Origin of the sequence: Nocardioides marinus (genome assembly GCF_013408145.1) — a bacterium.
GTDB lineage: Bacteria > Actinomycetota > Actinomycetes > Propionibacteriales > Nocardioidaceae > Nocardioides > Nocardioides marinus.
Map to the genome: position 1 here is coordinate 1,419,792 of NZ_JACBZI010000001.1, position 13,460 is coordinate 1,433,251.

The 13,460-nt window shown below is 72.9% G+C and carries 9 protein-coding genes; 7 read left to right on the top strand and 2 right to left on the bottom strand.

The genetic code is table 11. From position 1 onward, the window contains the following. The first annotated feature begins 135 nt into the window (after positions 1–135). From BKA05_RS06810 to BKA05_RS06840, 7 genes are all read left to right on the top strand, one after another. Entirely contained in the window at positions 136–1,080 is a 945-nt protein-coding gene (locus BKA05_RS06810; RefSeq protein WP_179530758.1) for an Acg family FMN-binding oxidoreductase, read from the top strand. An 81-nt stretch (positions 1,081–1,161) separates the two neighbouring features. Beyond that, positions 1,162–2,688: a DUF3375 family protein gene (locus BKA05_RS06815; protein WP_179530759.1), complete on the top strand. Its 1,527-nt coding sequence runs from the start codon at positions 1,162–1,164 to the stop codon at positions 2,686–2,688. Then, the gene (locus BKA05_RS06820; RefSeq protein WP_179530760.1) at positions 2,685–3,440 is read left to right on the top strand and encodes a DUF4194 domain-containing protein; all 756 of its coding nucleotides are present in this window, start codon (positions 2,685–2,687) and stop codon (positions 3,438–3,440) included. The genes BKA05_RS06815 and BKA05_RS06820 overlap by 4 nt, the downstream gene beginning before the upstream one ends. Further along, positions 3,437–6,883, top strand: a complete 3,447-nt coding sequence (locus BKA05_RS06825) for an ATP-binding protein (RefSeq protein WP_343045549.1) — start codon at positions 3,437–3,439, stop codon at positions 6,881–6,883. Before BKA05_RS06820 ends, BKA05_RS06825 begins: the two co-directional genes overlap by 4 nt. A gap of 116 nt (positions 6,884–6,999) precedes the next feature. Continuing rightward, positions 7,000–9,177, top strand: a complete 2,178-nt coding sequence (locus BKA05_RS06830) for a glutamine synthetase III family protein (RefSeq protein ID WP_179530761.1) — start codon at positions 7,000–7,002, stop codon at positions 9,175–9,177. A gap of 66 nt (positions 9,178–9,243) precedes the next feature. Further along, on the top strand, positions 9,244–9,873 hold the full coding sequence (locus BKA05_RS06835; protein ID WP_179530762.1) for a TetR family transcriptional regulator: 630 nt from the start codon (positions 9,244–9,246) through the stop codon (positions 9,871–9,873). A gap of 46 nt (positions 9,874–9,919) precedes the next feature. Next, on the top strand, positions 9,920–10,891 hold the full coding sequence (locus BKA05_RS06840; protein ID WP_179530763.1) for an oxygenase MpaB family protein: 972 nt from the start codon (positions 9,920–9,922) through the stop codon (positions 10,889–10,891). A 13-nt stretch (positions 10,892–10,904) separates the two neighbouring features. On the opposite strand, the gene BKA05_RS06845 is transcribed toward BKA05_RS06840, so the two are convergent. Both BKA05_RS06845 and BKA05_RS06850 read right to left on the bottom strand, forming a co-directional pair. Continuing rightward, positions 10,905–11,915 carry an aldo/keto reductase family protein gene (locus BKA05_RS06845; protein ID WP_179530764.1) on the bottom strand — a complete coding sequence of 337 codons (1,011 nt, stop codon included), beginning with the start codon at positions 11,913–11,915 and terminating at the stop codon, positions 10,905–10,907. A 259-nt stretch (positions 11,916–12,174) separates the two neighbouring features. Further along, a complete protein-coding gene (locus BKA05_RS06850) occupies positions 12,175–13,452 on the bottom strand; it encodes an ABC transporter substrate-binding protein (protein ID WP_179530765.1) in 1,278 nt (425 codons plus the stop codon). Positions 13,453–13,460 lie beyond the last annotated feature (8 nt).

Consider the following 13,460-nt stretch of genomic DNA (forward strand, 5'->3'; position numbering starts at 1 on the left):
GCCGGGCCCTTGCGCCGCGAGGCTGGGGACGGGCCGGAGCCAGCCGGGCCCGGAGAGGCGGACATGGTCACCTTGGCGTCGACGGAGGTCACCGGTGCAGCACCCCGGCGAGGGGTGGCGCGCAGCATCGTGGCGATGGCCATGCGGGCACCGAGCCTGCACAACACCCAGCCCTGGCGCTGGCGGGTGCTCTCCGAGCACACGCTCGAGCTGTACGCCGACCACGACCGTCAGCTGGGCGGCATCGACCCGCGCGGGCGGCTGATGACGGTGAGCCTGGGGTGCGCGCTGCACCACGCCGTGGTCGCGGTCCGCTCGGTGGACCGCGCGGTGCGGGTCGAGCGGTTCCCCGACGACGGGCCGCCGGACCTGGTGGCACGGCTGCACCTCGAGGGGCCGGCCCAGGCCGGGCACCAGGACCGGATCGCGCTGGCGTCCCTGGTGGCCCGTCGCACCGACCGGCGCCCCTTCAGCTCCTGGGAGGTGCCGGCGGCCACCCTCGGGCGGCTCGCGGAGGTCTCGTCGCTCGCGGGCGCGCCCGCGGTGGTGCTGGACGTGCGCCAACGGGTGGCGGTCGAGCACCTCGTCGCCACCGCGGGCCTGGTGCAGGCCTCGCGGCCGTCGGTCGAGCGCGAGCGCGGCCGCTGGTGGGCGGTCGAGCCCGGGGCGACGTACGACGGGGTGCCGGCCTCGCTGGTGCCGGACCGCGTCGTCGACCCGCTCGGCCGTGGTCGCGACGGGGTGGGCGCGCTGGACGGCACGCCCGGCGAGGACGCGGAGGCCGTCGCCGAGCGTGCCGGGGTGCTGGCGATCTGTCACGACGACGACACCCGGGTCGGCTGGCTGGCCGCCGGCGAGGCCCTGAGCGCCACGTGGTTGGAGGCGGTGGCCGAGGGGCTCGGGGGAGTGCCGGTGTCCCTGCCGGTGGAGGAACCGGAGGTCCGCGAGCGGCTGCGCTCGGGGGTGCTCGGACTGACGGTGCAGCCGCAGGTGCTGCTGCGCGTGGGGTGGCCGCACACCTCCACCGCGCGGCTGCCGGTCGCTCCGCGGCGACCGATCGACGACGTGCTCGTGCCCTGACCCCACCCTGCGGACCGCCCGTGGGGGTGGTGTCTGGGATGCTTGCCCGTCGGCGTCCGGACAGCCGCACGGGGAGGGACAGTGAGCGACGGCTCCTACATCGCGTCCGAGCTCGCGCGCGTCAGCGCGGCCTTCGCGCGCCCGACCCTCACCCTGCTGCACCAGCGGCAGGCGCCGGTGGTCATCACGATCTTCCGCGCCGCCTTCGGGCGTGACAACAAGCCGATCGCCACCGCGCGGCTGCACACCCAGGTCGAGGAGCACCTCGCGGTCTTCCGGCGCGACCCCGACGCCGACGTCCCGACCGGCTCCGGGCGCGACCTGTGCCAGCGGTGGATGCGCGGTCAGTGGCTGGTGCGCTCCCTGGACGAGTCCGGCGAGGAGGTCTACGCGCTGACCTCGCACGCCCAGCAGGCGCTGGAGCTGGTCAAGAACCTCACCCGTGACCGGGCCACGCTCTCCGAGCACCGCATCGCGACCATCCTCACCACGGTCCGGCGCTTCAACTCCGAGGCCAACCCCGACCGCTCCAGCCGGGTCGGCATCCTCAACGCCGAGATCGCGCGACTGACCGCCGAGCGCGACCGGCTCGTCGACGGCGCCGAGCTCGTCGGTGCCACCGAGGACTTCATGCTCGAGGGCTACACCGAGCTGATGTCGCTGGTCTCCGCGCTGCCCAGCGACTTCGCCCGCGTGGAGGAGCGCTTCGCCACCATCCGCTCGGAGATCCTGGCCGCCTTCCGCGCCGAGGACCGGCCCGCCGGCGAGGTCATCGACGACTACCTCGCGCGCGCCGACGCGCTGATGACCGCCACCCACGAGGGCCGGGCCTTCGAGGGGGCCTTCGCGCTGCTGCGCGACGACGCGACGGTCACCCAGCTGCGCGAGGACCTCGGCGACCTGCTCGACCACCCGCTCTCCGAGGGGCTGCTGGGCGAGGCCGACCGGGCCGAGCTGCGGGGCACCGTGCGGCTGGTGCGCGACGGCCTGGACCGGGTGCTCTCGCAGCGCTCGCGCGTGACGGCCACCTTGAAGGAGTACATCGTCTCCCACGACGTCGCCCGGGACCGCGAGCTGGAGCAGACCCTGCGCCAGGTGGAGTCCGAGCTGATGACCTGGATGGCAACGACGGGGCCGCGGGCCAGCATCGACCTCCCGCTGCTGCCCGCGCGGGTCTCGGTGGAGCACCTGCGCGAGCGGTTCCACGACCCCGCCGACGACCGGCTGCCCGACCCGATCACCGCGCCGGACCCCGACGACGCCCCCCGCCTGACCCTCGAGCAGCTCAAGGCCCAGGGCGGCCCGCAGCTCACCGTGCTGCGCGGGCGCCTGGACGAGGCCCGCGCGCAGCTGGTGCCGGTGGGCTCGATGGGCTCGTTCTTCGGCGGCCTCGAGCCGTCGCTGCGCCGTCCCGTGGAGATCCTGGGGCTGCTGCACCTCGCCGCCGAGCTGGGGTGGCTCGAGCAGGAGGCCGAGCCCGAGGGTCAGGGCGAGGCGTACGCCGCGGTCCGCCCCGACGGCTCCCTGCGGACCTTCGACGTCCCGCGCACCCCCGTCCCCGACCCCGACCTGCCGCCCGACCTGCCGCCCGTGGAGGACCAGCCGTGACCACCGACGTGCACCCCGACCTGTCGCCCGAGCCCGACCTGGCCCCGGACGACGCCACCTCGGTCTCGCTGTGGGAGGGCGACGAGGGCGGCCTGGAGCACGCCCAGCGCCTGGCGCTGGTCACGCTGCTGAAGTCCCGGTTCATCTCGGCGCGCACGCACCCCCGCGACTGGACCGTGCTGGTCGAGCACGAGCGGGTCATCCGCTCCCGCCTCAACGACCTGTTCCTCGAGCTGGCCATCGACCGGACCCGCGAGGTGGCCTGGAAGCGCCAGGCCGTCTCCGAGGCCGGCGCCCGGCTGCCCACCCTGCTCTACGACGCGGCCTGGTCGCGCGAGGAGACGCTGGTGCTGGTGCACCTGCGCGACCGGCTGCGTGCCGGGCACGCCGGCGGCGACACCCGGGTCTACATCGACCGCGACGACGTCCTCGACCACGTGGCGACCTTCCGGCCCGCGCACGCGACCGACGAGGCCGGCGACGAGAAGCGCGCGCGCAACGCCTTCACCAGCGTGGTGAAGGCGGGACTGCTGATCGCCACGGCCTCCGAGGACCGGTTCGAGATCAGCGAGGCGGTCGAGCCGCTGCTGCCCCTCGAGCTGCTGCAGCAGCTGCTCGAGCAGCTGCGCGAGGCCAACGGCGGCGGGGCACAAGACAACGGGGCCGACCAGGCCATCGACGTACCCGCCGAGGAGCCGGAGGCCCCGGCCGACGACACCGACGCCATGCTGATCGAGGAGGACGCCGAGTGAGCGTCGAGGAGACCGAGCGCGAGGGCCTGTTCACCGAGCAGGTCGTCTCCCTGCCCGCCGACGACACGATGCAGTGGCGCGCGGCGCTGATGCAGCTGGTCAACTGGGGCGGCTTCGGCGGCCTGACGACCGTCCCGCTGCGCGGCGAGGCCACGATGATCTCCGGCGCGTCGGGCGTGGGGAAGTCGACCATCCTCGATGCCTACACCGCGCTGATGATGCCCTCGGACACCAAGTTCAACGGCGCCTCCAACGACGCCGTCGCCGGCCGGGCCCGCGGGGTGGGGCAGCGCAACCTGCTCTCCTACCTGCGCGGCGCCGTGGACGTGGTCGACGACCCGCGGACCGGGCGACCGGTCGAGAAGCTGCTGCGCGGCAAGGGCGGCGACACCTGGGGCGCGGTGGCGATGACCTTCGTCAACGACCAGGGCGGCCGGTTCACGGCCCTGCGCACCTACTACGTGCCGCGACGGGCGACCCGCTCGGCCGACGTGCAGATGCAGCTGGTCACCCACGAGGGATCGCTCTCGCTGCAGGTGCTGGAGGCAGCGGTCGCCGACCGCTTCCACGCCAACACCTTGAAGAAGCTCTTCCCCGGGGTCCGCGTCCATCGCACGTACGCCGAGTTCTCGGCCGTCCTGCACGCCCGGCTCGGCATCGGGGCCGGCGGCGACGGCGCCAAGGCACTGCGGCTGCTGGCCCGCATCCAGGCCGGCAACCAGGTGCGCAGCGTCGATGAGCTCTACAAGGACATGGTGCTGGAGCGGCCCACCACCTACGCCGCGGCCGACCGCGCCATCGAGCACTTCGACGACCTCGACGCCGCCTACGCGGCGATGCGCACCGAGGAGCGCAAGCTCGAGGTGCTCAGCCCCATCACCGACCTCCACGAGCGGCAGGTCCGCGCCACGGCGCGGCTGGCCGAGCTCGACTCCTACGGCGTGGCCGCCAGCGGCGACACCCCGCTGCGCCAGTGGCTGCTGCGCACCCACCACCGGCTGATCCGCGACGCGGTCGACGCCAACCGTGCGGCACGGGAGCGGGCCGCTGCTGCCCTCTCCGCCTCGACCTCGGCCGAGCGCGACCTGGCCGCGGACCTGGAGGCGGCCAAGACTGCCCACCGGGCCGCGGGCGGGTCGACGATCCAGGGCATCGGGCAGTCCATCGAGCAGGAGCAGGTCGTGCGCGAGGACCGGCTCGCCCGTCGCGACCGCCTCCAGCAGCGGCTGCTGCCGGTCGTCGGGGTCACCGACGCCGGCGCGCCCGACCTGGGCGACGCGCTGATGTCGGTCGAGGCGTTCACGGTGCTGCAGCTGCACGCGCGCGAGTGGCTCTCCGGGTGGGAGCGCGAGCAGGAGCGGGTGCGCCGCGAGCGCGACGTCACCCGCGACCGGCGCTTCCCGCTGAGCCAGCGCCAGGCCGAGCTGCGGCGCGAGCGGGCCTCGCTGGAGAGCCGTGGGGGCCGGCTCCCGGCGCGGATGCACGAGCTGCGCGAGGAGGTCTCGCGGGCCAGCGGGATCCCCGTGGCCGAGCTGCCGTTCCTGGCCGAGCTGGTCGACGTGGCGCCGGAGGAGGCCCGCTGGCGCACCGCCGTCGAGACCGTGCTCGGTGCCAGCGCCCGGATGCTGCTGGTCCCGCTGGACCGTCTCGAGCAGTTCTCCTCCGCCATCGACGGCCTGCGGCTGCGCGGCCGGCTGGTCTTCGAGGGTGTCGAGCTGCACCTGCCCGACCTCGGTCCGGCCGACCCCGAGCGGGTCGCCGGCAAGCTGCTCTTCCAGGACTCACCCTTCTCCGGCTGGGTGCAGGCGCACGTGTCCGAGCCCTCGCGCAACGCGCTGTGCGTCGAGGACGCCGCCGGGCTCGCAGGCGGCGGCTTCCGCGTGACGGCCGCGGGCCAGACCCGTCAGGGGCGCCGCGGCACGCACGGGCGCGGCGATGCCCGCTCGATCATCGGGTTCTCCGGCGAGGAGGCGGTCGCCGAGATCGACGCCGAGCTCGCCGGGCTCGAGGAGCAGCTCGTGGCGGTCGACGCGGAGGTCGCCGAGCTCGACCGGCGCAGTGCGCTGCTGGAGCAGCAGCGGGCGTCGTACGACGCCATCGTGGCGGCGCGCTTCGAGGACCTCGACGTCGACGGCAGCGACCGGCGCATCGCCGAGCTGGAGGCCCGGCGCGAGGAGATCCTCGGCGCCGACGACCAGCTGCACGCCCTGCAGCGGCAGATCGACGAGCTCACCGGGCGCCTGGAGGAGGTGCGCCGCGAGCGCTTCGGCCTGGAGGCGCGCGCCCGCGAGCTGACCGAGGAGCACGCCCGGCTCGTCGACGACGAGGACCTGGTCACCGACCGGCTGGAGGCGATGGAGCGCGCCGGGAGGGTCACCCTCACCGAGGAGCAGGACGCCGCCCTCGCGGCCGACTTCGCCGCGGCCGCCGCGCCCGGCGACCCCGACGACCTGGAGCGCTTCACCGAGACCTCGCAACGGCTCGCCGAGCGGCTGCGTGAGGCCGTGGTCGACGCCGAGACCGAGCTGACCCGGGTCGAGGAGGAGCTCGCCGGGATCTTCCGGGTCTACAAGATGCAGTGGGACTCGCCGAACCTCGGCGCCACCGCCGCGTCCTACCCCGACTACGCCCGCATCCTCGAGGAGGTGCGCGGCACCGGCCTGGCCGAGCGGCGGGCGGAGTGGCGGCGTCGGCTCACCGAGTGGAGCGGTCAGGACCTCGTGCCGCTGGTCGGTGCGATGGCGGCCTCGATCGAGGAGATCGAGGACCGGCTCGAGCCGATCAACGCGATCCTGCGGCGCCTGGAGTTCGGCGGCGTGGGCGACCGGCTGCGGATCCGGCTGCGCCGGCTCGCTCCCGCGCACGTGCAGGTCTTCATGAAGGACCTGCGTCGGCTGGCCGCCGGCACCACCGGGGAGCTGGGCGAGGACGACCTCGAGCGCCGCTTCACCGAGCTCAGCCGCTTCATGGACCAGCTGCGGGTGCCCTCCCAGACCGGCGACGCCCTCGGGGCCTCGACCGACCGCGACCGCCTCCTCGACGTGCGTCGGCACGTCGAGATCAGCGCCGAGCGCTACGACTCGCTGACCGGTGAGCTCACCGCGACCTACCGGACCCTGGGGGAGAAGAGCGGCGGCGAGAGCCAGGAGCTGGTGGCCTTCATCGTCGGCTCCGCGCTGCGCTTCCGCCTCGGCGACGAGCTGCGCTCGCGGCCGCGCTTCGCCCCGGTCTTCCTCGACGAGGGCTTCGTCAAGGCCGACTCGGAGTTCGCCGGCCGTGCCGTGCGCGCCTGGAAGGGGCTGGGCTTCCAGCTCATCATCGGCGTGCCGCTGGACAAGGTGACCGGCCTCGAGCCGCACATGGACGAGCTGCTGGCCATCACCAAGAACAGCACCACCCACCAGTCCTGGATCACCCCGATCCGCGACGCGGCCGAGGCCTGACCCACGCGCGGTCCAACGTCACCACGCCGAAACGCGCCCGACACCGCACCCGCCTAGCGTGACGCCCGTCGGTCTCGGGTGATCGCGCGTCCGCGCATGGCTGAGGGAGCACCACCATGACGTCCAACCCGGTCCGGCTGCAGGCCATCACGTCCGTGGAGGCGTTCGTGCCACCCCCGGTCACCTTCGACCCGGGCGAGGAGCCGGGGGAGGTCTTCGGGCAGAACGTCTTCAGCCTCACCGTGATGCAGAAGCGGCTGCCGAAGTCGGTCTACAAGTCGGTGCTCACGACCATCGAGAAGTCCGCGCCGCTGGACCCGGCCGTGGCCGACGCGGTCGCCTCGGCGATGAAGGACTGGGCACTGGAGAAGGGCGCGACGCACTACGCGCACGTGTTCTACCCGTTGACCGGCCTGACCGCCGAGAAGCACGACAGCTTCCTGGACCCGGTCGGTGACGGCACCGCCCTGGCGTCGTTCTCCGGCAAGACGCTGGTGCAGGGCGAGCCCGACGCCAGCTCGTTCCCCAACGGCGGCCTGCGCAACACCTTCGAGGCGCGCGGCTACACCGGGTGGGACGTGATGAGCCCGGCGTACGTCCTGGAGAACCCCAACGGCAACACCCTGTGCATCCCCACGGTCTTCATCTCGATGACCGGCGAGGCGTTGGACCACAAGACGCCGGTGCTGCGCAGCCAGCAGGCCATGTCGCTGCAGGCCAAGCGGGTGCTCACGCTGTTCGGCCACGAGGCCCCCGAGAACGTCGTGGCCTTCTGCGGCCCCGAGCAGGAGTACTTCCTGGTGGACCGGCACTTCTTCAACGCCCGGCCCGACCTGCTCAACGCCGGCCGCACGCTCCTGGGCGCCAGGCCGCCCAAGGGCCAGGAGTTCGACGACCACTACTTCGGGGCGATCCCCGAGCGCGTGCTGGGCTTCATGATGGACACCGAGCGCGAGCTGTTCAAGCTCGGCATCCCGGCCAAGACCCGGCACAACGAGGTGGCTCCCGGGCAGTTCGAGGTGGCGCCGATGTTCGAGCGCGCCAACGAGGCCTCCGACCACCAGCAGCTGACGATGACGACCTTCCGGGCGGTCGCCAAGAAGCACGGCATGGAGTGCCTGTTCCACGAGAAGCCCTTCGCCGGCGTCAACGGCTCGGGCAAGCACGTGAACTTCTCCCTCGGCAACAGCGAGCAGGGCAACCTGCTGCTGCCCGGGGACACCCCGCACGAGAACGCCCAGTTCCTCGTCTTCTGCGCCGCGGTCATTCGGGCGGTCCACCTGTACGGCGGCCTGCTGCGCGTCTCCGTGGCCTCGGCCTCCAACGACCACCGCCTCGGCGCCAACGAGGCACCGCCCGCGATCATCTCGATCTTCCTCGGCGACCAGCTCGCCGACGTCTTCGACCAGATCGCGAAGGGTGGCGCCACCCGCTCGAAGGAGAAGGGGACGCTGATGATCGGCGTCGACACGCTCCCCGACCTCAGCAAGGACCCGGGCGACCGCAACCGCACCAGCCCGTTCGCCTTCACCGGCAACCGCTTCGAGTTCCGCGCGCCGGGCTCGCTGCAGACCGTCGCCGGTCCGATGGTCGTCCTCAACACGATCATGGCCGAGGCACTCGACCACTGCGCCACCGTGCTCGAGGCCGCGGTGGCCGACGGCACCGACTTCGACGAGGCCGTGCAGCAGCTGCTCACCGCGATCATCTCCGACCACGGCGCCGTCATCTTCAACGGCAACGGCTACTCCGACGAGTGGCAGGTCGAGGCGGCGCAGCGGGGCCTGAAGAACCTCCGCACCACCGTCGACGCCCTGCCCGAGCTCATCACCCCCGAGGCACTGGAGCTCTTCGAGAAGTACGGCGTGTTCAGCGAGCGCGAGATGCACAGCCGCTACGAGATCGGCATCGAGCAGTACGTCATGACCATCGGGGTCGAGGCCAACCTCACCCTCGAGATCGGCTCCACGACGGTGCTGCCGGCGGCCATCCGCTACCAGACCGAGCTGGCCTCCAACGTCGCGGCACTGAAGGCCGCCGGGGTCGGGGCGGACACCTCGACGCTCGAGGCCGTCACCGCACCGATCACCGCGCTGCGCGTCGGGCTGGCCGCGCTGTCGTCGGCGATCGGGGGCGCCCACGAGCACGAGGGCATCGACGAGGCGGCGTACTGTCGCGACACGGTGCTGCCGGCGATGTCCGCGGTCCGCGCGGCCGCCGACGAGCTCGAGGGCCTGGTGGCCGACGACCTGTGGCCGTTGCCGACCTACCAGGAGATGCTCTACATCCTCTGAAGGGCGCCGCGCCCTCGGTAAGGACGCCGCCGTCACCGGCGGCGGCGTCTCACTAGGCTGGGTCCCGTGGATCTGGGAGCGGTGCTCGGTCAGGCGTTCGCGGGCGGGGCCACCGGCCTGCCCGAGGACGCGACGGCGACGAAGATCCTCGATGCCGCGGTCGCGACCTGCGCCGCGCACGGCATCGGGGAGCTCACCATCGACGGCGTGGCCCGCCGGGCGGGGGTCAACCGGGTGACCGTCTACCGCCGCTTCGGTGACCGCGACGCCCTCCTGCACGCGATGACGCTGCGCGAGGGGGAGCGGATGGCCCACGGGATCCTGCAGGCCATCGACGGGCTCGAGGACCCGGTCGAGCAGCTGGTGGAGGGCTTCGCCGCGGCGCTGCGGCTGGCGGAGGCACACCCCGTCGTGCGACGCACCGCCCAGCACGAGCCGCAGGACCTCATCGCGGCGGGCCTCGCCGACGACGCCGCGCTGCTGCGGCTGGGCAGCACGTTCGCCGCGACCGGCGTACGCCGGCTGCAGGACGCGGGTCGTGCCACCCACCTCGACCCCGACGCGGTGGGGGAGACGATGGCCAGGCTGTTCGCCTCCTTCGTCCTGCTGCCGGCCCAGCACGCGATCGACGTGCGGACCCAGGCCGGGGCACGGGACTACGCGCGACGCACGCTGGTGCCGCTGCTGCTGGGGTGAGCGGAGTCTCTTGACCGCCTGCAACAGATGCATCACTCTGTGTTGCATGACGCGCAACGCTCCGCAGCCCCTCGACCACGGCATCTTCGGGCCCGGCTCGGTGACCTGGAAGGTCTACCGCTACCCGACGTCGATGACCGTGGGCTTCGCCCGCACCGCACTGGTGGAGATGTTCGATCCGCTGGTGGTGGCCTCGGTGGCCGGCACGGGGTCGCTGCGCCAGCGCGCCGCCGACCGCTACGACCGCACGTTGGAGTACGCCGGGGCGCTGGTGCTGGGCGACAGCGCCACCGCTGCGCGGATGGCCGACGCGCTGGTGCGCATCCATGCCCGCGTGGGCGGCACGGACCCGGTGACGGGCGCGGCCTACGACCCGAACGACCCTGCCGGGCAGCTGTGGATCCACCTGACCCAGTGGCAGTCGGTGCTGCACGTCTACGAGCGGTTCGGCCCCGGCCCGCTCAGCGAGGAGGAGGAGCGGCAGTACTGGGCCGAGTGCCTGGTCGCCGCGGGGTTCCAGACCATCGATCCCGACGACGTCCCGCGGGACCGGTCGCAGATGCGCGCCTACTACGAGCGGGTGCGACCGGACCTGGTGGTGAGCGAGGTCGCCGTGGAGCACGCCCGGCTGGTCCTGGACGGCGCGCACCTGGCCAGTCGGCTGCCGGGGCGGTGGCGGGTCCTGGGTCCGGTGGTGCACTCGCTGCTGCGTCGGGCGACGGTGGCCACGCTGCCGCGCTGGATGCGCGGGGCCATCGGCACCCGTCAGGGTCCGGTGGTCGACGCCTTGGTGACGGCTCTCCTGCGTCCGGCGCTGGCGTTCGCCGCCCGGCGGCCCCAGGTGCTCGCCCGGGTGCTCGAGGCGGCAGCTCCGCGGGCCTACCCCGTCCTGGCTCCGGCGGTGCTGGGCATCGAGCCCGAGCGGCCCGGGACGGTCACGGTGGAGGAGGCCTTCGCCCGGCTCGGACGCCCGCTGCCCCGCGAGCAGCACCTCGCAGCAGTCCGTCAGGCGTCCTGAGCCGGGGCAGAGCTCACACGACGCGCGTCTTCGGCGCCGTCTTCTCCGTCATCGACGGGTCGTCGATGACGGCGTCACCGAGCACGTCGTCGATCGCCTTCATCAGGTCGGCGTCGAGCTTCTTGCCGGCGGCGGCGACGTTGTCCTCGACCTGCTCGGGCCGCGAGGCGCCGACCAGGGCGGAGGCGACGTTGGGGTTCTGCAGGACCCAGGCGACGGCGAGCTGGGCCATCGTCAGACCGGCCTCGTCGGCGAGCGGGCGCAGCTGCTGCACGCGGGTGAGCAGGTCGTCGTCCATCCAGCGCTTGATCATGTCGGCGCCGCCCTTGTCGTCGGTGGCGCGCGAGCCGGCCGGGGGAGCCTGACCGGGCTGGTACTTGCCGCTCAGGACGCCCTGGGCGATCGGGCTCCAGACGATCTGCGAGATGCCCAGCTCCTCGCACGCGGGCACGACCTCGCCCTCGATGACGCGCCAGAGCATGGAGTACTGCGGCTGGCTGCTGATGAGCTGGATGCCGAGGTCCTTCGCGAGGGCGTGGCCGGCACGGATCTGGTCGGCGGTCCACTCCGAGACCCCGATGTAGAGGGCCTTGCCCTGCCGCACGACGTCGGCGAAGGCCTGCATCGTCTCCTCGAGCGGCGTCTCGGTGTCGTAGCGGTGCGCCTGGTAGAGGTCCACGTAGTCGGTCTGCAGCCGGGTCAGCGAGCCGTTGATCGACTCCATGATGTGCTTGCGCGACAGGCCGGTGTCGTTCTTCCCGCCGGGACCGGTCGGCCAGTAGACCTTGGTGAAGATCTCCAGCGACTCGCGCCGCTCACCCTCGAGCGCCTCGCCGAGCACCGTCTCCGCCTTGGTGTTGGCGTAGACGTCCGCGGTGTCGAAGGTGCTGATGCCCGCGTCGAGCGCCGCGCGCACGCACGCGGTGGCCGCGTCGTTCTCCACCTGCGATCCGTGGGTGAGCCAGTTGCCGTAGGTGATCTCCGAGATCTTCAGACCACTGTTGCCGAGGTAGCGGAACTCCATGCCCACAACCTAGGCGGTGGGTGGTCGCGCCGGCCGCGGGCCGCCACCGCCGTGGTGCAGTCCTCCGCCGCCCGCGACGCGCACTGCGCCGCCCACGGAGGAGAGGCGCCGAGCGTGCCCTACGCGTTCGGGCCCGCGACGGCGTACGGCTACGCCTACTGACGTCGGGCCCGTCGAGCCCCCGTGACGCACGACGGTGCCGCACCCCGGTGGGGGTGCGGCACCGTCCTGCTGTGTGCTGCGGGGGAGCGGGGTGGGCTCAGCCCTCGAAGCAGGCGCCGTCGATCTCGGCGGCCTCGGCGCTGGGACCGGTGAAGAAGTCCTGCTCGACGGCGAGGCCGGCGGGGGCGTCGGGGTCCACCGAGGAGATCAGGCTCTGCAGGAACAGGTCGTTCTCGCTCGTGCGGTCGCCGGCCTCCTCGGGCAGCATGCCCTCGAAGTCGACGGTCTCGAGGTCCTCGACGGCCTGCAGCAGGCCGGCGCGGGTGCCCTCGTAGTCACCCTCGAGCCACTGCTCGAGCGCGGCCTTCATCGGGTAGCTCCACGCCCACCCGGAGGTGTAGCCGTCGTTGGGCTGGTCGACCTCGCCCAGGGCGTCGCGCATGGCCTGGTGGCCCGGCGTGTCGGTGCCGAAGGAACCCCAGGGTCCCACGTGGTTGAACAGCGCCTCGAGAGCGGGACCGGCCGGGCTGGCCAGCAGGGCCGGGTTCCAGGTCGGCGAGGAGCCGAGGAACTGACCCTGGTAGCCCTGGGCCGCGGCCTGACCCACGATGACCGCGGTCTCCGTGGGACCGGTGCCGAGGATGACCAGGTCCGGCTTCTGCCGGACGATGGCCGAGATGGCGCCGGACTGCGCCTCCTGCCCGGGAGCGGTCTCGATGCTGGTGAAGTCGATGCCGTTGGCCTCGGCGGCCATCTCGGCGCCGGCCGCGGCGTCGCCGCCGTAGTCGCCGGGGAAGCCGACCGCCATGACCGAGGTGATGTCGTCCTGCTCGACGTAGTAGTCGACGCCGTTCATCGCGTCGACGCAGTACGACGAGCCGGACTCGAGGATGTTGTCCTCGAAGCCCCACAGCGAGGTCCACGAGGCCGGGGCCGCGATGACGTCGGCCCCCTTCATCTGCTCCAGGATCGCCAGCGTGGTCGGCGAGCCCAGGGTCTGCGCGAGCGCGAGCACGTCGGGCTCGATCTCGCTGTAGACCTGCGCGTGGGTCTCGGGGTTGTACAGGTTGTCGCGGACGTACTCGGTGACGTCGATGTCGTAGCCGCCGATGCCGCCGTCCTCGTTCACCCGCTCCCAGAAGGCCTTCTGAGCCTCCGTGATCGGGACCCCCAGGGGCGCGAACGGGCCCTGGGTGAGGTCGGAGATCGTGCCCAGGTAGATGCAGCCGTTGTCCTCGTTGACGGCGTCCGGGCAGGCCTCCTCGGTCACGCCCGGGGCCGAGATGGCCCCGTCGCTCTCGGGGTCGCCACCGCGACAGCCGGTCGCGGTGAGCGCGAGCGCCGCGAGCAGCACCCCTGTCTTGCGCAGCTTCATAGCAGTTC